The sequence below is a fragment of the Chloracidobacterium sp. genome (assembly GCA_015075585.1).
Lineage (GTDB): Bacteria > Acidobacteriota > Blastocatellia > Pyrinomonadales > Pyrinomonadaceae > OLB17.
This window is the reverse complement of the sequence record JABTUB010000002.1, coordinates 511,487-530,472: the sequence shown is the minus strand read 5'-3', so window position 1 is coordinate 530,472 and position 18,986 is coordinate 511,487. Positions and strand designations below refer to the sequence as shown.

The 18,986-nt window shown below is 53.9% G+C and carries 18 protein-coding genes; 17 read left to right on the top strand and 1 reads right to left on the bottom strand.

The genetic code is table 11. The features are described from left to right. Window positions 1-31 precede the first annotated feature (31 nt). The 17 genes from HS105_11395 to HS105_11315 all read left to right on the top strand — a co-directional run bounded on the left by HS105_11395 (window position 32) and on the right by HS105_11315 (window position 17,469). Entirely contained in the window at window positions 32-3,295 is a 3,264-nt protein-coding gene (locus HS105_11395; GenBank protein MBE7517191.1) for a TAT-variant-translocated molybdopterin oxidoreductase, read from the top strand. A gap of 41 nt (window positions 3,296-3,336) precedes the next feature. Beyond that, window positions 3,337-4,785, top strand: a complete 1,449-nt coding sequence (gene nrfD, locus HS105_11390; GenBank protein MBE7517190.1) for a polysulfide reductase NrfD — start codon at window positions 3,337-3,339, stop codon at window positions 4,783-4,785. A 71-nt stretch (window positions 4,786-4,856) separates the two neighbouring features. Continuing rightward, window positions 4,857-5,366: a DUF3341 domain-containing protein gene (locus HS105_11385; GenBank protein MBE7517189.1), complete on the top strand. Its 510-nt coding sequence runs from the start codon at window positions 4,857-4,859 to the stop codon at window positions 5,364-5,366. Continuing rightward, the gene (locus HS105_11380) at window positions 5,353-6,087 is read left to right on the top strand and encodes a cytochrome c (GenBank protein ID MBE7517188.1); all 735 of its coding nucleotides are present in this window, start codon (window positions 5,353-5,355) and stop codon (window positions 6,085-6,087) included. The genes HS105_11385 and HS105_11380 overlap by 14 nt, the downstream gene beginning before the upstream one ends. Beyond that, window positions 6,088-7,305, top strand: a complete 1,218-nt coding sequence (locus tag HS105_11375) for a hypothetical protein (GenBank protein ID MBE7517187.1) — start codon at window positions 6,088-6,090, stop codon at window positions 7,303-7,305. Between the two features lie 28 nt (window positions 7,306-7,333). Next, a complete protein-coding gene (locus tag HS105_11370; protein ID MBE7517186.1) occupies window positions 7,334-7,879 on the top strand; it encodes a hypothetical protein in 546 nt (181 codons plus the stop codon). Then, window positions 7,879-8,781 carry an SCO family protein gene (locus HS105_11365; GenBank protein MBE7517185.1) on the top strand — a complete coding sequence of 301 codons (903 nt, stop codon included), beginning with the start codon at window positions 7,879-7,881 and terminating at the stop codon, window positions 8,779-8,781. Before HS105_11370 ends, HS105_11365 begins: the two co-directional genes overlap by 1 nt. 1 nt (window position 8,782) lies before the next feature. Beyond that, window positions 8,783-9,829, top strand: a complete 1,047-nt coding sequence (coxB, locus tag HS105_11360) for a cytochrome c oxidase subunit II (GenBank protein MBE7517184.1) — start codon at window positions 8,783-8,785, stop codon at window positions 9,827-9,829. 14 nt (window positions 9,830-9,843) lie between these two features. Further along, window positions 9,844-11,520 (top strand): cbb3-type cytochrome c oxidase subunit I, encoded by a 1,677-nt coding sequence (locus tag HS105_11355; GenBank protein MBE7517183.1) that lies wholly within the window; start codon window positions 9,844-9,846, stop codon window positions 11,518-11,520. A 227-nt stretch (window positions 11,521-11,747) separates the two neighbouring features. Next, window positions 11,748-12,407: a cytochrome c oxidase subunit 3 gene (locus tag HS105_11350; GenBank protein MBE7517182.1), complete on the top strand. Its 660-nt coding sequence runs from the start codon at window positions 11,748-11,750 to the stop codon at window positions 12,405-12,407. Between the two features lie 9 nt (window positions 12,408-12,416). Then, entirely contained in the window at window positions 12,417-12,749 is a 333-nt protein-coding gene (locus tag HS105_11345) for a cytochrome C oxidase subunit IV family protein (protein ID MBE7517181.1), read from the top strand. 181 nt (window positions 12,750-12,930) lie between these two features. Further along, a complete protein-coding gene (locus HS105_11340; GenBank protein MBE7517180.1) occupies window positions 12,931-14,001 on the top strand; it encodes a hypothetical protein in 1,071 nt (356 codons plus the stop codon). A 6-nt stretch (window positions 14,002-14,007) separates the two neighbouring features. Beyond that, window positions 14,008-14,682, top strand: coding sequence for an ABC transporter ATP-binding protein (locus HS105_11335; GenBank protein MBE7517179.1), 675 nt, complete (start codon window positions 14,008-14,010; stop codon window positions 14,680-14,682). Window positions 14,683-14,685: 3 nt separating this feature from the next. Continuing rightward, a complete protein-coding gene (locus HS105_11330; GenBank protein MBE7517178.1) occupies window positions 14,686-14,859 on the top strand; it encodes a hypothetical protein in 174 nt (57 codons plus the stop codon). Beyond that, window positions 14,846-15,571: an outer membrane lipoprotein carrier protein LolA gene (locus HS105_11325; GenBank protein ID MBE7517177.1), complete on the top strand. Its 726-nt coding sequence runs from the start codon at window positions 14,846-14,848 to the stop codon at window positions 15,569-15,571. The genes HS105_11330 and HS105_11325 overlap by 14 nt, the downstream gene beginning before the upstream one ends. Window positions 15,572-15,692: 121 nt before the next feature. Continuing rightward, window positions 15,693-16,724, top strand: a complete 1,032-nt coding sequence (locus HS105_11320; GenBank protein MBE7517176.1) for a radical SAM protein — start codon at window positions 15,693-15,695, stop codon at window positions 16,722-16,724. Between the two features lie 70 nt (window positions 16,725-16,794). Next, the gene (locus HS105_11315) at window positions 16,795-17,469 is read left to right on the top strand and encodes a VIT family protein (protein MBE7517175.1); all 675 of its coding nucleotides are present in this window, start codon (window positions 16,795-16,797) and stop codon (window positions 17,467-17,469) included. On the opposite strand, the gene pyk is transcribed toward HS105_11315, so the two are convergent. Continuing rightward, window positions 17,466-18,983, bottom strand: a complete 1,518-nt coding sequence (gene pyk, locus HS105_11310; GenBank protein ID MBE7517174.1) for a pyruvate kinase — start codon at window positions 18,981-18,983, stop codon at window positions 17,466-17,468. The two genes, HS105_11315 and pyk, sit on opposite strands and share 4 nt — an antisense overlap. Between the last annotated feature and the right edge of the window lie 3 nt (window positions 18,984-18,986).

The window sequence follows — 18,986 nt, the reverse complement described above, 5'->3', positions numbered from 1 at the left end:
AGGCAGGGAACAAGGATCAGTAAAAGCAAAAATGGCGAGTTCAGACAAAACCTCAAGTTTTGCACGTCTTCGTGAGAGCATTATCTCGCAGGACGCTAAACGGTATTGGCGCAGCATCGAAGAGCAGGCCGATACGCCCGAATTTCGTGACTTTATTGCTCAGGAATATCCGCACGAGTACGAGACGTGGGACGAAGGCCTGAGCCGACGCAATTTCGTAAAGGTCATGGGAGCGTCACTCGCTCTCGCCGGCCTTACGGGTTGTGTGATCCAGCCGCCCGAAAAGATCGTTCCTTATGTTCAGAATCCCGAAGGCCAGCTTCCCGGCGTTCCGCTGTTTCTAGCGACCGCCATGTCGCTCGGAGGCGTCTCAACCGGCCTTTTGGCAAAGGCTTACGAGGGAAGGCCGATCAAGGTAGAGGGCAACCCCGACCATCCCGGAAGTCAAGGGGCGACCGACATCTTTGCTCAGGCGTCGATCCTCAATATGTACGACCCTGACCGTTCTGAGCAGGTAAAGTTTCGGGGCACAGTTAAGACGTGGGAGGCTTTTGCTCCGACGCTAAGGGCCGCCGTTGACAGCGATCGTGCAAGCGGCGGGGCGGGAATACGCTTCCTTACTGAAACTCTTAATTCGCCGACGCTTATTGACCAATTCAAGCGGCTGTCCGCCGAACTGCCGAACGCAAAACTCGTTCAGTACGATCCGATCAATAACGATAATGCGATGGCGGGTGCAAAGCTCGCGTTCGGTTCGCCCGTACATTCGGTCTATAAGTTCGACAAGGCCGAAAGGATATTGACGCTCGATCATGATATTTTTTCGGACTTCAATGTCGGTTATATAAAGGATTTTTCAAAGGGCCGCGCGTACAATGCCGAGACAAAACAGATGAATCGGCTTTATGCGGTCGAGTCAACGGTCTCGTTGACGGGCGCAAAGGCCGATCACCGGCTTGCGGTCAAGCCGAGCCAGATCGCCGAGGTTGCCAAGGCCATCGCAAAGGCCGTAGGCGTTGCCGGAGCGAACTCCGCGTATTCCGAGAATGCCGCTTGGGTGAACGGCGTTGCAAAAGATCTTACGGAGCACAAGGGCAGATCGCTAGTTGTTGCGGGCCGCAGTGCCTCGCCGGCGGTTCACGCTATCGCCCATGCGATGAATGAGGCTCTCGGCAATGTAGGCCAGACCGTTATTTATACCGATCCGATCGCACCCGGCAGTGATAAGCTCCAGATCGAGCAGCTTCGCGAGCTTGTTCAGGATATCGACGCAGGTAAGGTCAAGCTGCTTGTCATACTCGGCGGGAATCCGGTTTATAACACGCCGGCGGATCTGAAGCTTGATCCCGACAGGCTGAACAAGGTCGAGTTGCGCGTTCACTTAGGTTCGCACTTCGATGAAACGGCCGAATATTGTCATTGGCACGTTAATCAAAAGCACTTCCTTGAGGGCTGGAGCGATGGACGTGCGTTCGACGGCACAGCAACGATCGTGCAGCCGCTCATCGCGCCGCTTTACGACGGCAAGAACGCTCACGAGCTTGTGCAGCTTTGCTTCAAAGCGGATTTCGATAAGAAGGACTACGATATCGTCAGGGCCTATTGGCAGACCCAAGACATAAAACCTGCCGCCGCGAAGGCCGAAGCGAAGCCTGAGGCGAAAGAGGCGCCGAAAGCTGGTACAAAGGCTTCGGAAACTACGGTTCCTGCCGCCGCGAAGGCGGAAGCAGTGCCTGCCGCGTTACCCGCATCCGGCAGCTCCTTCGAGGATAATTGGCGTAGAGCTGTTCATAACGGTATCGTTCCGAATACGGCACTCGCGGCAAAGAACGTTTCGGTGAATGCCTCGTTCTTAAGCCAGCCTGAAACCAAGGCCGCGGGTTCGGGCACGGTCGAGATAGCCATACTGCCCGATCCGAGCGTCTATGACGGCCGCTTCGCTAATAACGGCTGGCTTCAGGAACTTCCGAATCCGCTTAATAAGATCACTTGGGAGAATGTCGGCCTCGTAAGCCCAAAGACCGCTGAAAAGCTGGGCATAAATCGCAAGAATAATGCCGAGGAGCTCGTCGGCGGTATGCAGGGAACCGCGTTCATCGACACAAAGGGTGGCAACCAATATTCTGACCTCGCAAAGATCAAATATCAGGGTGCCGAGATCGAAAAGCCGGTCCCGATGTGGATCACGCCCGGCCAACCCGATGATGTTATTACGATCTTCATGGGCTATGGTCGGACTCGTGCGGGAAAGGTCGGCACCGGGCTTGGCTATAACGCTTATGACGTTCGCCGTTCGGATGCGATGGATCACGGCTTTGGTGACGTAACACGTACGGGAGAGCAGACGGACGTTGCTTCAACACAGATCCATTTCAATATGGAGGGCCGCGATATCCTCCGCAGTTGGGATATTGCCAACATCGACGAGGAGATCAGGAACGGCAAGCAGGAGAATTTTTACGACAAGTCGATGTATCCGCGTGAGCCGTACGAAAAGCTCTACGACGAGAATACCAAATGGGCGATGTCGATCGATCTCAACTCGTGTGTCGGCTGTAATGCCTGCGTCGTAGCGTGCCAAGCGGAGAATAACATCCCTGTGGTCGGCAAGGAGCAGGTCAATCGCAGCCGCGAGATGCACTGGATCAGGATCGATGCGTATTACGGCGGTGAGAGTGTAAACGATCCGGAAGGGCCGCACTTCCAGCCGATGCTTTGCCAGCAGTGTGAGCAGGCGCCGTGCGAAGTTGTCTGTCCGGTTGCCGCCACCGTTCACAGCGCGGAAGGCCTCAATGATATGGTCTATAACCGCTGCGTCGGAACTCGTTATTGCTCGAACAACTGCCCATACAAGGTCAGGCGCTTCAACTTCCTGCTCTATCAGGATTGGAACACGCCGCAGTATAAACTCATGCGCAATCCTGAGGTTACGATCCGCAGCCGCGGCGTCATGGAGAAGTGTACGTACTGCATACAGCGTATCTCAGCGGCACGCATCGAAGCTCGTAAGGACGGCGGACGTAAGATCCGTGACGGCGAGGTCGTAACGGCGTGTCAGTCGGTTTGCCCGACAAACGCTATCGTCTTTGGCGATATGGGCGATCCGAACAGTGCCGTAGCCAAGGCCAAGAAGGACGAACGTGACTATGTATTGCTCAATGAACTCAATACTCAGCCGCGTACGACGTATCTTGCGGGGCTGACCAATCAGAACAAAGAAATGCCGGATTACAGGCCGCCGGTCTCAAAGCCCGGACATCATTCAGAGACGAAAGCGGGAGGCGAAGGACACTGATCCTCTGAACTGTTCCCACTTCAGGATCGGCCATATCACCTATGCAGGATATCCAGGACCTCGAAAAGAAATTATATCCGCCAATGATCGAGGGCGACCATTCGCTTGCGACCGTTACTGACAAGATCAGTGACGTAACGCTCAAGAAGCGGACGCCGTTCCATTGGTTCATCGGCTTTGGGATATCGTTCCTTGTGGCCCAACTGCTGCTGTTCACGGTCGTTTGGCTGCTTGCGAACGGTATCGGCATTTGGGGTAACAATCAGCCGGTCGCGTGGGCGTTCGATATCATCAACTTTGTGTGGTGGATCGGCATCGGCCATGCGGGAACGCTCATCTCGGCGATCCTTTTGCTGCTCAACCAGAAGTGGCGAACCTCGATCAACCGTTTTGCCGAGGCGATGACGCTCTTTGCGGTGGCCTGCGCGGCGATGTTTCCGCTGCTGCATACAGGCCGCCCGTGGCTTGCCATTTATTGGCTCTTCCCGTATCCGAACACGATGGGCGTTTGGCCGCAGTTCCGCAGCCCGCTCATTTGGGACGTTTTTGCGGTTTCGACCTACGCAACGGTTTCGGCTCTTTTTTGGTACGTCGGATTGATCCCCGATTTCGCGACGCTTCGCGACAGAGCCAAGAATAAGTATTTCCGGTTCGTTTACGCGCTGCTTTCGTGGGGATGGCGTGGCTCGGCGCGGCACTGGCACCGATATGAGATCGCATATCTCATACTTGCCGGCCTTTCGACACCGCTCGTTCTTTCAGTGCATTCCATCGTTTCACTGGACTTCTCGGTTGCACAGCTTCCGGGATGGCACGCGACCATATTCCCGCCGTACTTTGTAGCGGGTGCGGTGTATGCCGGCTTTGCGATGGTGTTAATTCTTGCCATTCCGCTCCGTAAGTGGTACAGGATGCAGGACTTTATCACCGATCAGCATCTTATCTACTGTGCGAAGGTGATGCTTGCGACCGGCCTTATCGTCGTTTACGGATATGCGATGGAGGCGTTCTTCGGCTGGTACAGCGCCGCTGAGTACGAGGTCTTCATGGTGAAGAACCGTATTTGGGACGGTCCTTATTGGTGGTCATATTGGCTTCTGATCTTCTGTAACGGCGCTTCGATCCAGCTTTTGTGGTTCAAGCGTTTTCGAGAGAGCGAACTTTGGTTGTTCCTGATATCGGTCGTCGTCAGTGTCGGTATGTGGCTGGAGCGGTTTGTCATTATCGTAACGAGCCTTCACAGGGATTTTTTGCCGTCATCATGGGCGATGTACAGCCCGACCGTATTCGATTGGACGATGTTCATCGGAACGCTGGGCTTCTTCTTCACGCTGCTTTATCTGTTCGTGAGGTTTGTGCCCATCATTTCGATCTTCGAGGTGCGTACATTGCTTCCGGATGCGGCGGTTCACGGCCATTCGCAGGATTTTGAGGAGAACGTACTTGAGGTTGAATACACCTATGACAAGACGGATCCGCCAAACGATTAAACGAGGCAGGATTCATCCGGTTATCGGCAGTAGCAGGTCAAGAAGATATGTCTGAGACACTTTACGGAATAATGGCGGAATTCGATACGCCGACCCAGCTCGTGGATGCAGCCAGAGCGGTGCGCGACGCCGGCTATACAAAGACCGATGCGTTCTCGCCTTATCCGATCCATGAGATCGATGAGGCACTTGGCGTCAAACGCAGCATACTGCCGTATTTGATATTCGCGGGCGGCGTAACCGGATTGTTGACGGCGCTCGGCCTTGTTTACTTCGTGCATGTGATCGATTATCCGATCATTGTCGGCGGCCGTCCGCATTTCAGTTTGCCGGCATTCATTCCGGTGATGTTCGAGTTGACGATCTTGTTCTCGGCCGGCGTGGCCGTATTCGGGATGCTTTTTCTGAACGGCCTGCCGTCGCCGTATCATCCGGTGTTCAATATTCCAAGATTCGCTCTGGCGTCGCGTGAGAAGTTCTTCCTGGTGATCGAGGCGAAGGACAGCAGCTACGATTACGACGAGACACGAAAGTTCATGGAAAGTTTGGGTTCGCAGGAGGTTATTGATGTTCCGGAATAAGAGCCTCCGATTTCAAGCGGGCGACGCTCACTGCGGCAAGAGCATGAGACGCGTTCCGATATTTTTGCTTTGCCTGCTCGCGGCTGTTGTTGCATCCGCCTGCGGTGTTCGCTTCGATATGCAGGATCAGCCGCGTTACCGCGCATACAAAGAAAGCGATTTCTTTAGCGATAAGCGTGCGTCGCGAACGCTCCCCGAAGGCGTCGTGCCTCGCGGTATGCTTCACGATAACAAAGCCTTCTACACCGGAAAGGTCGATAATCCTACGACCGCGGCCCCTGAAACAACAACAGATGCGAGCGGAAATACAGTGGTGTCAAGCTTTCCCAACGATGTCGATGAATTTCCGATCCCTGTAACTAAAGAGCTGGTCGATCGAGGACAGGATCGCTACAACATATATTGTATGGTTTGCCACGGGCCGGTCGGTGCCGGAGACGGAATGGTCGTGCGACGCGGATTTCCGCAGCCGCCTACATTTCACGATGATCGCCTGCGAAAAGCACCTGTAGGACATTTCTTTGATGTGATAACGAACGGCTGGGGCCGGATGCCCTCATACTCGTATCAATTGCAGCCCGCCGACCGATGGGCGATCGTTTCTTATATCAGGGCATTGCAGGCCGGTCAGGATCCTGATCAGGCAGTGAAGGCCGCACCGGCCGCAGCGAACACCAACACGGCAAAACCGAGTGCCGACACTCGCGGAGGAGCAAAGTAAATGGCAGACCTGGACAAATACTACGCTCCGAAGGAGATGAACAAATATCGTTCTGCGGCATTGGGTATTGGCGGCATTGCGCTGATCGTTTGGGCGGTCGGCACATATATGCAGCCTGAGCAGGGGCTTCGGTCGTGGCTCTTCGGCTTTATTTCGTGGGCAGGCATCTGTATCGGAGGCCTCGGGCTTCTGATGCTCCAGTATATGACCGGCGGTGCCTGGGGCATCGTGATCAGACGAATAACGGAAGCTGCATCAAGGACGCTTCCGCTGATCGTCCTTATGTTCGTTCCGATCGCGATCGGGGTTTACAACCACACGTTCTACGAATTTACGCATCTGTCGCCTGACGACCCTGTAATGGTGCATCGCGGTGTCTTTATGGCTCCGTGGTTCTGGATCGTACGTTCGGTATGTTATTTCCTTATCTTTGGCCTGATGGTCTATTTGCTGAACAAGTGGGGCGGTGAGCAGGATAAGGCGGCGGATCTTGCCGGAGCTGCACGCTCGATGGATATCAGCTCGCGTTTTTCTGGCCCGATGACTGTCATATATTCCGTTATCGTAACCTTTGCCGTTGTCGATTGGGTTATGATGCTCGATCCGCATTGGTTCTCGACCATGTGGGGGCTTCTGTTCGTTGCCGGCTGGGCGTTGAGCGCATTATCGTTCTGTGTCATGGTTCTGGCGTATCTGGCTGATAAGCGGCCGATGGACGCTGTGCTTACGACACGCCATTTTCACGATCTAGGAAAGCTGATGCTTGCGCTCGTTATGGTGTGGGCATATTTCAACTTCTCACAGTTTTTGATCATCTGGGCGGGAAACATTCCGGAAGAGACCTCATGGTATCTGGTGAGAATGAAAGGCGGCTGGGGTTGGATCGGCACGATCCTGATACTTTTTCACTTCGCATTTCCGTTCGTGATCCTCTTGCAGCAGGAGTTCAAGCGCGGTGCCCAAAGGCTGGCACTGCTGGGCGCCTTCCTTCTCTTGATGCGGTTCGTGGATATGTTCTATCAGATCGCCCCGACTCCGCGTGTTACGCCGGGCATTCCGGACGGAGCGTTCATCGTGAGCTGGCTTGATTTCGTTGCTCCGATCGCGGTCGGCGGTATTTGGTTGTGGTTCTTTATCGGGCAGTTGATGAAGCGCCCGATCGTGCCGGTGAATGACCCTTTCTATGAGCGTGCGGTCGCACATGGCAGGGCACATTAATAGGTATTTTGACGGTTTTTGGAGCAATATGGCCTCGAATAAGCATGAAATGACACCGGCCGACCTGAATAAGGCGTACGAAGAGAATGACGTGAACATGAAGGGCATTCTCGGGTTTATCGGCGGTTTGTCGCTGTTGATCATTACTGCGTTCATCCTAATGATGGTCTTATGGAAAACCCTCGGCAATTTCAGGCATGAGGCTGAGGCTTCAGAACCGGGCAACCCGATGCGCATGTCGCAGAAGGAAGCTCTTCCGGCAGAACCGCGGCTTCAATCGGCCCCGGGGTTCGGTGTAGATTCTCCCGAAGGCCGTGTGAACCTCGAACTCGAATCTCCTGATGCCGAGTGGAAGGCTTTGCATAAGCAATGGATCGATCTTTGGAGGAACGGTGAGAAAGATAAGGCGACCGGCTCGGTCGTCATTTTGCCGATCAATGAGGCGAAGGAGAAATTCCTGGCATCGAACCCGAAGGCAAGAACGGGCGATGATGCCGACAAACTCTTCCAGGATTCTCATTTGATGATCTCAGATGCCAGCGCAGGACGGCTGGCGGGGGAAATACGAAGGTAATGTGGTACGAATTTAAGTTATTGAGAATAGCAGTTACGGCAGCGGTCGTCTTGGCGGGCACGGTCTCTGTCTTTTCTCAGACTATGGAGCATTATAATTCACCGCTCTATAATCCGCGTCTCTACGATCCGAAAGAAGATACGACGACCGGCTTGCCGGACGCTCTCAAGACCGTCGGTATCGATCAAAAACTTGGAGAGCCGCTTCCGGCTGATACGATCCTCAAGGATGAGAATGGCCGCGAGGTCAGGCTTGGCGATTATCTGGGCAAAAGGCCCGTGATCGTAGCCTTTGTTTATTTTGAGTGCCCGATGCTTTGCACTCAGGTGCTCAACGGGCTGACCGGTTCGCTCAAGGGTATTTCGCTCGACCCGGGAAAGGATTTTGATATCTTGGCGATCAGCTTTGATCCGCGCGATAACGACAGCCCGGATCTTGCACGCAATAAGAAAGCAGCTTATCTCGAACGCTACGACAGGCCGGGTACCGAGAATGGCTGGCACTTTCTGACAGGAACCGAAGACCAGATACAAAAGGTTACGCAGGCCGCCGGTTTTCACTATAAATGGGATGACCGTACTGACCAGTTCGCTCATGCCGGCGGGATAATGGTCGCAAATACCGAGGGACGCCTGTCGCACTATTTTTACGGCATTGACTACGCACCGAAGGACGTGAAATTCGCTGTCATGGAGGCCGCGGACGGCAAGGTCGGCAACACTGCCGAGCAGCTCTTGCTCTACTGTTATCATTACGATCCGGCAACCGGAAAATACGGTGTTGCGATCATGCGTGTCATGCGTCTCGGAGGCATTGCCACCGTCATACTGATGGGAATTTTCGGCATTGTTTTCTGGCGTCGGAATAAGAACAAGAATGCCGGCCCGGCTGCCGCTAACTGATATGATATTGCTGAACACTTCGTGGGTATCATTATTTCCTGAAGCTGCGTCAACGTTCGCACGGGATGTTGATCTGCTGTATTTCTATTGGCTCACGATCAGCCTGATCTTTTCGATCCCGATCGTTTTTGCGATCTTTACCTTGGGACTGAGGTACCGCGAAAAGGAGAAATTTGCCAGAACTCCCGAGATCCACGGCTCGGCGGCTCTCGAAGTAACTTGGTCGGTCATTCCGCTGATGGTTGCCATGAGTATCTTTCTCGGCGGTGCGATCGTTTACTACAACCAGTACACGCCTCCGACCGAAGGGATGGATATCTATCTTGTCGGTAAACAGTGGATGTGGAAAGCACAGCACCTGACAGGTCAACGTGAGATCAATGAGCTGCACGTCCCGGTCAACACTAACATAAAGCTCACGATGACGACCGAGGATGTCATACACGACTTTGACGTACCTGCGTTCAGAACAAAGGCCGATGTGGTTCCGGGCCGCTACACCTATATGTGGTTCAATGCGACCAAGCCCGGCAAGTATCGCATCTTCTGTGCGGAATATTGCGGGCTTAACCACTCGGGAATGGTCGGATGGGTATATGTGATGGAGCAGCGTGATTTTGACGCGTGGCTCAGCGGCAATACCTCAGGCCAAACGCCGGTCGAGGCAGGCCGAGACCTTTTCGATACCAAACTCGGATGTGCCTCATGCCACACCGGAACATCGGGAGCGCGCGGGCCGAATCTTACGGGTCTTTTTGACTCGAAGGTCAAACTTTCTACCGGTGAAAGTGTTACTGCCGATGATAACTATATCCGCAACTCGATACTTAATCCCGCCTCACAGGTCGTCGAAGGCTTCCAGCCGATAATGCCGACCTTTAAGGGGCAGGTAACCGAGGAGCAATTGAATTCTCTCGTCGCTTATGTGAAGTCGCTCAGCCCTAACGCGGGGCAGACACCGGCGGCATCCAGCAGCGAGACCAAGCCTGCAGCGGCCAATGCCACTACCGCGGCAGATGATAAGACAAAAGGCAATACAAAGAAATAGGGAGTGGCCGTGTTATGCAAACGGAAGCAACGATAGATACTGGATTCATTGAGAAGCCGACGCAGAGTTATCTCAGTAATGGCTCAACCTTGGCTTCGTGGTTATTGACGAAGGATCACAAGCGTATCGCGATACTTTATTTGGTGTCGATATCCGTATTCTTTGTGATGGGCGGGCTGTATGCAGCGGCAATACGCCTCGAATTGCTGACACCTGCCAGCGACCTGTTCGAGACGTCAACGTATAACAAGCTGTTCACCCAGCACGGCATATTGATGGTCTTTTTCTTCCTGATCCCGTCGATCCCCGCCGTGCTTGGCAATTTCTTGCTGCCGATCATGATAGGGGCCAAAGATCTTGCTCTGCCGAGGATCAACCTCCTTAGCTTTTATATCTATGTCATAGGCGCCGTCATTACTCTTTGGGCAATGATCCAGGGCGGTGTTGATACAGGCTGGACATTCTATGTACCGTATTCGACCACGTTCTCGAACACCTACGTCGTCGGCGCAGGCCTGGGTATCTTTATTTCCGGATTCTCATCGATCCTTACAGGATTGAACTTTATCGTTACGACACATACGATGCGTGCTCCCGGAATGACATGGTTCCGGCTGCCGCTTTTCGTATGGTCGATGTACGCAACCAGCCTTGTGATGGTCATTGGTACACCGGTCGTTGCGATAACCATTCTCTTGGTCGCGATCGAGCGCCTGGGCCACATCGGCATCTTTGACCCGGCCTTGGGCGGCGACCCGATCTTGTTCCAGCATCTTTTCTGGTTCTATTCACATCCGGCCGTTTATATCATGGTGCTTCCGGGGATGGGTGTGGTTTCGGAGCTTATCGCAAACTTTGCACGCAAGCGGGTTTTCGGCTATGAATTCGTAGCTTTCTCGTCGATAGCGATCTCGGTCTTCGGTTTTTTGATCTGGGGCCATCATATGTTCGTCTCGGGTCAATCGGTTTACGCGAGCTTTGTATTCTCATTCTTGACGATGATCGTGGCGATCCCGTCAGCTATCAAGACCTTTAACTGGACCGCGACGCTCTATAAAGGTTCGATCCAGTTCAATACGCCGATGCTTTACGGCCTTTCGTTCATCGGATTATTCCTGATCGGCGGCCTTACCGGCGTTGTTCTAGGCTCGATCGGATTGGCAGTGCATCTTACGGAAACATATTTTGTGATCGGCCATTTCCACTATGTGATGGTCGGGGGCCAGCTTATTGCGTTCCTCGGCGGCCTGCATCTTTGGTGGCCGAAGATCTCGGGTAAAATGTACTCTGAATTTTGGGGTAAAGTTGCGGTAATGGTCATCTTTGTCGGGTTCAACCTGACATTCTTCCCGCAGCTCATTTTGGGTTATCTGGGCATGCCGCGCCGCTATGCGGCGTATCCTGAGGAACTGCAGGTGCTGAATATCTTTTCAACGGCGGGTGCATCCGTACTCGCGGTCGGGCTGACCATGCCGGCGATATATCTTACGCACTCACTCTTTAAGGGCAAAAAGGCGCCTGCCAATCCGTGGATGCTGCCCGGCCTCGAGTGGCGTACAAGTTCGCCTGTGCCTACGGAAAACTTTGAAACGACGCCCGTTGTAACATGGGAAGCATACGACTTTAGCGAAGATAACGGCCTCGATTTTGAGGGTGCACGCAAGGTGGCTGAAGCTCAGGCCGCTGCTTGACAATATATATGTCATCAAACACATCGACCAAATTCGTTTACCACGAACCCGGGCTGCAGCATCAGTTCGAGGACATGGCACAGCAGGAGGCAAGCGTCTCAGCCGCAATGTGGGTCTTCCTCGTACAGGAGATCATGTTCTTCGGCGGCCTCTTTGCAGCGTATCTTGTGATGCGTTCGAAGTATCCGCTCGCCTTTGCGGCGGGTAGTAACCACCTTGATGTGGTCATGGGATTCACAAATACGCTCGTGCTGATCGTCAGTTCGTTAACGATGGCTCTTACGGTCTATTTCGCGCAGGTGAACAACCGAACGATGCAGGTCGTGATGATCATCCTGACGATGCTGTTCGGTACTGTATTCTTGGGCGTAAAGGTCGTTGAATATACCGATAAGTGGACTCACGGCATCGTGCCGGTCGAGGGACTAAACCGTATCGTTCGTGCTCCGGCATCCGCGCCTGACGCAGCGGTGCACGATCCGTCCGGCCACGAATACATAAACCCTCGCGGCGAATTCCAATGGCGTGAATACGAACTTGTCGAGGAAATGATCGCCAAGCAGCAGGCGCAGCCGAGCGGACACTTCCTTACAGCGTCAGAAAAGGTCGGATATTTCTCGAACGGCGAGCTGGATCAGGACAAATTCCGCGACAAGGTGCGGATCTTTTTCTGGATCTACTTCGTGATGACGGGCCTCCATGCGGTACACATGATCATCGGCCTCGGGATAATGCTTTGGCTGCTGTGGACCGCATTCAAGGGTAATTACAACGCCGAGTATTATTCACCGGTCGAGGCGTCGGGTCTGTACTGGCACTTTGTCGATATCGTTTGGATATTTCTTTTCCCTTTATTATACCTGCTTGGCAGGCACTATATTCATTAGGAGTTCACGATGTCCGAAGATCATAACGAACATCAGCACTTGCATATGAATATCCCGAAATATGTCGGGGTATTCCTGATCCTCGCGGTCGGCACTATCCTGACCTATACGATAGCTCTGTACGATCTTGATGACATGTTCTTTCCGGGGGCAAATACCTTTGTTGCTCTGCTTATCGCATTCATCAAGATGGTATGCGTGATGCTCTTCTTCATGCATGTGTATTGGAGCCCGCGGCTTGTCAGATTAGCGATCATTGCCAGCTTTTTCTGGCTTCTCGTGATGTTCGCTTTTACTATGGGAGACTACCTGACGAGAGGCCTTGGCGTATTTGGCCAATAGCTTGGATCGGTAATTTCAACGCGCTTTTCCGGGGCTGAATGCCCTCGGCAAAGCGCGTTTTTCATGCATAGATTATGAGGCGGCAACGTGATATGCTTTCTAGTTTGTATTGCTGTCGGGCTCGACTGTTATCGGCAAATCGAACTGCAACCGCGACCGGCCGTTTCCGCATCAGAACGCAATGAAGACCTGGCAGAGATCATTACTGATAATACTTGCCGCAGCGATAGCGGCGGGCGTCAGCGGCTGCATCTCCGTCAAATCGCCGGATAAAGCACCACGATTGCTCAAGATCGAAGATGCGGCGCCGAAGGATCTTATAAATGAGGTCAACCGATTTGCCCGAGTGAACTCAATGCGGGCAAAGATGTATCTGAAATTCGAAGATAACTCGTTCGCCGAGTTCGGCAGCAAAGAGGTCTATCGGGAGGCTGACGGCGAGATCGTGGTCCAACGGCCTGCGAGCATCTTGATGAAGGTGCAAGTGCCGGTCATCAAGACCGATGTCGCCCAAATGACGTCGGACGGGACAAAGTTCCGCGTCGCCATCCTGCAGGACGGCGGAAGCGGCAGGTACAAGAAGTTTGTTATCGGCACCAATGATGCTGATTATTCAAAGCTGCAGAAGTCGCTCAAACACGCTGATCTTGATAACGGGAACGCTGTTAAAGAAGGTGTGAATGCATTTTCCAATCTCCGGCCGCAGCATTTTACCGATGCGATGTTGGTCCGCCCGACCGATGCGGCTCATGTTTATACAACAAGTACGATCTTTCAGACCGAGGAGGATCTGAGTCAGTCTAAAAAGTCACCGCTGCGCATGGTGATCCGCGGCTACTATCTGCTTGATGAATTCGGCAAAGGGGCCGACGGCTCACTAAAGATCGAGCGCCGCTTTTGGTTCGACCGTGTCGGCGGCATTCGGCTTGCTCGCCAACAGATATTCGACCGCGTCGGTGAGATCGAATCGGACATCGTTTACGGCAAAGAGGGCAAACTCACATCTACCGACGAGTTCAGCAACCTTCCGCTTGAGATCCAGGTAACACGACCGAAAGAAAAATACTCCATGCGGCTGACCTATCAAGCACCTGAGGATGTAAAGATCGGCAGCCAGTTTCCGCCGTCCGCGTTCGTCCTGCAAAACTCTTGGGGCCTGGACGAGGTGGATCTGGATGCGAAACTCCGTGAAGTTACTGCCGATCTGCAAGATGCGAGGCCGGCGCAGAAAGCCTCCGACGAACTTCATTAGATCACAATGACAGCGATCCTGCGGACTGAAAATCTTACGAAATCATACAATATCGGCAAGCTCGATGTGCCTGCGCTTCGCGGCGTATCCTTGGATATCGAAAAGGGCGAGTTCGTTGCTATCATGGGGCCTTCGGGGTGCGGCAAATCGACGCTGCTTCACCTTATGGGCGGTTTGCTAAGCCCGACGAGCGGCAGCATAATGATCGACGGCGAGGATCTTTCCAAGGTCTCCGATGCTAAGCGAACCGATATTCGACGACGGAAGATCGGATTCGTCTTTCAAAGGTTCAATCTGTTCCCGACGCTTACGGCAGAAGGTAATCTGAAGCTTGCGGAGAAGATACACACGGGTTCATCGAACGGCAGCTCCGAGCGTCGCCGCGAAGTACTCGGCCTTCTGAAGCTTGAGGACAAGATGCACCACAAGCCGCTTGAGATGTCGGGCGGTGAGCAGCAGCGTGTCGCATTGGCCCGTGCTGTTGTTAACAGCCCGGCGATCATTCTCGCGGACGAGCCGACAGGGAATTTGGATACCGAGAACAGTGAGATCGTGCTGAATATGTTCCGCGAACTGAATCGCAAGCTTGGGCAGACGATCATTATGATCACACATAACCCTGAGGCGGCGGCGGTCTGTTCGAGAACGGTGCGGATGCGCGACGGCCTTCTGGCAGCTTAATTTATGAAAAGGATCATACTTTGGGACCATCAACGCGGGACGTGGCAGTATGATGTTTTCTGCCTGTTGATAATCGCCTTTATTTTTCTGACCCCGAAAACGTGGTTCGAAAAGAATGAGAGGACAACGCCGACGCAAGTTTCCGTCGTCCAAACTCGGACGTATGTCGAACGATAGGTGTAATATGCGTGATTTTCGAAGATATCTTTATATTCCGGCCATCTCTTTGCTCTTTATCGGTATTTTGTCTGCGGTTCCTGCAAGCGCTCAAGGCCCGCTGGGCGAGATCTTACGCCGAATGGATGAGCATAACAAGAACCTTAGTTCGCTGAAGTCGAACATTACGATGGTCAAATCTGATGCAGCCCTCGGCGATGCCGGCACTGACACGACGCAAGGCACCGTCAACTACATTCCCAAAGCCGGGAAGCGCTTGCGTTATATTCGCGTTGATTGGGTAAAGCCGGCCGAGAATATGATAATCGTCGGTGATGAATACTTGATCGTTCGGCCGACCCTGAGTCAGGCTTACAAAGGCAATACCAATACTGCAACAAAGCAGAATTCAAAGGTCGCCGGCCCCCTCGCCTTTCTCAGTATGTCGAAAGAGCAGCTCAAGGCGAACTACAGCATCATTTTCGTGGCCGAGGAGCAGATCGCGGGCGGTGTTCGCACATGGCACCTGCAGTTAACGCCCAAGGCCGCCGATAAGTATAAGCAGGCCGATCTATGGGTCGATGGCGACGGAATGCCGCGGCAAGCGCGCGTTACAGCCGCCAATAACGATACAACGACTATTTTGCTCACCAACATAAGCAAGAACGTCAAGATCGACGCAAGCATCTTCAGCCTCAAAGTGCCTGACGGCGTAAAGGTGATCAAGAGCTGAGTGTTCAGATCGTTTTGCCGGCCTCGTTCCGCCGTGAGAGCGAACGAGGCCTTTTTTATTGATTTGTAAAGCTTCGGAGCGGCCAATATAATCTATTACTTGGTCAAGGAAGCGCGTTTTTATGCCTAAAGCAAGCAGACTCAGCAGGTTCACGCGTGGTGTCCGGCACACCGTGCGTGCATTTGCATCGACAAAGCATCCGGTTCTCGTGCACATAGTGCCGATGCGGCGCTGTAACCTTGCCTGCGCTTACTGCAATGAATACGACAAGACAAGCGATCCGGTGCCGATCGATACGATGATCGAGCGTATCGACAAGCTTGCCGAGTTCCGTACGTCAGTTGTTACGATCTCCGGCGGGGAACCGATGATGCACCCCGATATCTACAGGATAATTGAGCGGATCCGCGAACACGGAATGATCGCAGGGCTGATCTCCAACGGATATTATTTTCAGCCTGAGAAGATCAAGAAGCTCAATGACGTCGGGCTTGATTATCTGCAGATATCGATAGATAACGTGATACCCGACGAGGTATCGAAAAAGAGCCTGAAAGTGCTCGATGCAAAGTTGATCAACCTGAGTAAATACGCAGATTTCAAGGTCAACATCAATTCGGTCGTAGGCGGCGGAGTTTCTAATCCGGAAGAAGCTTTGCAGATAGCCAACCGTGCCCGCGAACTTGGCTTCTCATCAACGGTCGGCGTTATTCACGACGACAACGGCTTGCTCAAGGGCCTCACGCCGCGCGAGAAGGAAGTCTATCGAGAGATAAAGAAAAAAGGGACGCGCAGCTATGCACGCTGGAATTGGTTCCAGGATGCGTTGGTTGACGGAGGCTCGTACGAGTGGCGCTGTCGTGCGGGCGCCCGTTATCTCTACATAGATGAGGCCGGCATTGTCAGTTACTGCTCGCAGCAGCGCGGCACACCCGGCATACCGCTTCTCGAATACACAGCCGAGGATATGCGCCGCGAATACAATACCGAGAAGGGCTGTGCGCCTACCTGCACGATACAATGTGTGCATCAGGTCGGCCATCTGGACGCGTGGCGCGACCCGCAGATCACGGCGGCGGAGTATAAAAGGCGCAATGGCGGCATCTCGGAAGAGACCATTGCGCGAGTGCTCAGCACGGACCGGACGTCGTGAGTTCGAGACCTCCGTTATTCGACAAACACAATTCTGAAACGTGCCCCAAGGACCTAATGAAAAAGGCCATATCCACAGGGTCAATCGGATCGGTTGGCTAAGAGCCGCTGTTCTCGGCGCTAATGACGGTATCGTCTCAACATCCAGCCTTGTGATCGGAGTTGCGGCCGCAAGCGGCAGCCGCTCGGCGATCCTGGTTGCGGGCGTTGCAGGGCTTTTCGCCGGAGCGATGTCAATGGCTGCAGGTGAGTACGTGTCCGTTCACTCGCAGGCTGATACGGAAGAGGCGGATATAAAAATGGAGCGGCGATACCTTGCCGATGAGCCGGACATGGAGCTTAATGAGCTGATCGCCATCTATGAGGATCGTGGGCTTGATAAGGATCTTGCCGCCGCGGTCGCGAAGAAACTGACCGAGCACGATGCCCTCGGCGCCCACGCTCGTGATGAACTCGGCATCTCAGAGAGCACGTCGGCAAATCCGCTTCAGGCCGCGGCTTTTTCCGCCGCAAGTTTTTCGATCGGAGCTATTCTGCCGCTTGCAACCGTGTGGCTTTCGACGGACACGCCGCAGATACTCGTTGTTGCGGTAAGCTCCTTGGTCTTTTTAGCGGCACTTGGAGCGGTCGCCGCACGTGCCGGCGGCGCAAGTATTCTCAAAGGAGCCGTGCGCGTCCTGATCTGGGGCGCGGCCGCAATGGCGGCCACGGCCGCTGTCGGCCGCATCTTCGGGGCAGTGGTTTAGCGCCGGGCCACTTTTTCGCCGATCGTCCACACGATCACCGAGCTTGAAAGCCCGCAGCCGGAAAGCCGTCCGGCCATGATGATGATCGTCTCACCCGAGCTGACAACGCCCGCACGGAGCAAGATCCTTTCACCGTTGCGAAGCAGGTCGGCTGTCTTGTCTGCGTCAAGATGTCCGAGCAGGTCAGTCACGGAGCGTCCGTCCTGCGGAATTTCATTGCCTGAGGGATCGAGATCCTTGTCGTAGAACGGAAGCACACCCCAGATCAGCGATAGCTGATTGCGCACATCAAGCGATGTGGTCAATGCAAAGGTTTGCAGGCCCGAGCGGATAGTGGAAAGACGCCGTGCCATAAGGCCGGATTCGGTAAAGACAGCGATCTTCTCGGTGTGCATCTCGCGTGCGGCATAGGCGGCAGCCTTGCAAAGTGCCTGGCTTGTTCGGCCTGACGGCGGCAGGCTGAACTTTACAGGCTTCTTTAAGTGAGGAGCTCTGATGGTCTCGGCTGAGTCGATGATGCGGGCCATTGTCCGCACCGCCTCAATGGGATGCTTGCCGGCCGCGGTCTCAGCGGACAGCATTACGGCATCTGTACCGTCCCAAACGGCATTAGCAACGTCAGAAGCCTCTGCCCGCGTCGGGAACGGATTTTCGATCATTGACTGAAGCATCTGCGTGGCGGTTATCACCGGTTTATCGCGGGCAACCGAAAGCTCGATTATATGTTTCTGGTAAACGGGTACGAGTTCCACGCTTGTTTCGACACCGAGGTCGCCGCGTGCGACCATGAGGCCGTCAGCAGCCTGAACGATATCTTCGAGATTGTCGATGGCCTCGGCCTTCTCGATCTTTGCGATAAGCAGAGGCCGGCCGATCTTTCTCGTATTCAATTCTTTGATCTTGGCCTTCGCTTCGTTGCAATCTTCGGCCGAACGTACAAAGGATAGCGCGATGTAATCGACATTCTGCGCCATCGCCCATTCAAGGTCGATATGATCCTTAGGGGTCATCGATGGGATCGGCAATTTTGTATTCGGAAGATTTATGCCTTTTCGTTCAGCGAGCGTTCCGCCGACGACGACCGTGCACACGACATCCGTCTCGGTCGTGGACTCGACACGCAGTTCGATCGCGCCGTCGTCAAGAAGTATCCTTGCACCGGCGGAGACGGCGGACGGCAGTGCGTCGAAGTTGGTAGAAACCTCGTTCGAGTTGCCCTCGACCTCGCGATTTGTAAGGACGAATCGCGAGCCTTCGGAGAGTTCGACGCTCATACCGCCTGCAAGCGTTCGCGTCCGGATCTTCGGGCCTGAAAGGTCGGCAAGCACTGCAAGCGGCAGGCCGAGTTTCTCGGCAGCGGCTCGTGCCGCCGCTATCCGCCGCTCGTGATCGGCGTGGTCGCCGTGCGACATATTGATACGGATGGCATTGAGGCCGGCCGTGAGCATCGATGCGATGACGGCCTCATTGTCGGTTGCAGGGCCAAGGGTTGCGAGTATCTTCGCTTTTCTCATTAG

What these genes read in the sequence shown, in the direction of transcription:
- nrfD (MBE7517190.1), top strand. Translation starts at nt 3,337, where the DNA reads ATGCAGGATATCCAGGACCTCGAAAAGAAATTATATCCGCCAATGATC.
- pyk (MBE7517174.1), bottom strand. Translation starts at nt 18,983, where the DNA reads ATGAGAAAAGCGAAGATACTCGCAACCCTTGGCCCTGCAACCGACAAT.
- HS105_11350 (MBE7517182.1), top strand. Translation starts at nt 11,748, where the DNA reads ATGGGATTCACAAATACGCTCGTGCTGATCGTCAGTTCGTTAACGATG.
- HS105_11370 (MBE7517186.1), top strand. Translation starts at nt 7,334, where the DNA reads ATGGCCTCGAATAAGCATGAAATGACACCGGCCGACCTGAATAAGGCG.
- HS105_11365 (MBE7517185.1), top strand. Translation starts at nt 7,879, where the DNA reads ATGTGGTACGAATTTAAGTTATTGAGAATAGCAGTTACGGCAGCGGTC.
- HS105_11340 (MBE7517180.1), top strand. Translation starts at nt 12,931, where the DNA reads ATGAAGACCTGGCAGAGATCATTACTGATAATACTTGCCGCAGCGATA.
- HS105_11385 (MBE7517189.1), top strand. Translation starts at nt 4,857, where the DNA reads ATGGCGGAATTCGATACGCCGACCCAGCTCGTGGATGCAGCCAGAGCG.
- HS105_11395 (MBE7517191.1), top strand. Translation starts at nt 32, where the DNA reads ATGGCGAGTTCAGACAAAACCTCAAGTTTTGCACGTCTTCGTGAGAGC.
- HS105_11320 (MBE7517176.1), top strand. Translation starts at nt 15,693, where the DNA reads ATGCCTAAAGCAAGCAGACTCAGCAGGTTCACGCGTGGTGTCCGGCAC.
- HS105_11345 (MBE7517181.1), top strand. Translation starts at nt 12,417, where the DNA reads ATGTCCGAAGATCATAACGAACATCAGCACTTGCATATGAATATCCCG.
- HS105_11375 (MBE7517187.1), top strand. Translation starts at nt 6,088, where the DNA reads ATGGCAGACCTGGACAAATACTACGCTCCGAAGGAGATGAACAAATAT.
- coxB (MBE7517184.1), top strand. Translation starts at nt 8,783, where the DNA reads ATGATATTGCTGAACACTTCGTGGGTATCATTATTTCCTGAAGCTGCG.
- HS105_11335 (MBE7517179.1), top strand. Translation starts at nt 14,008, where the DNA reads ATGACAGCGATCCTGCGGACTGAAAATCTTACGAAATCATACAATATC.
- HS105_11380 (MBE7517188.1), top strand. Translation starts at nt 5,353, where the DNA reads ATGTTCCGGAATAAGAGCCTCCGATTTCAAGCGGGCGACGCTCACTGC.
- HS105_11330 (MBE7517178.1), top strand. Translation starts at nt 14,686, where the DNA reads ATGAAAAGGATCATACTTTGGGACCATCAACGCGGGACGTGGCAGTAT.
- HS105_11355 (MBE7517183.1), top strand. Translation starts at nt 9,844, where the DNA reads ATGCAAACGGAAGCAACGATAGATACTGGATTCATTGAGAAGCCGACG.
- HS105_11325 (MBE7517177.1), top strand. Translation starts at nt 14,846, where the DNA reads ATGTCGAACGATAGGTGTAATATGCGTGATTTTCGAAGATATCTTTAT.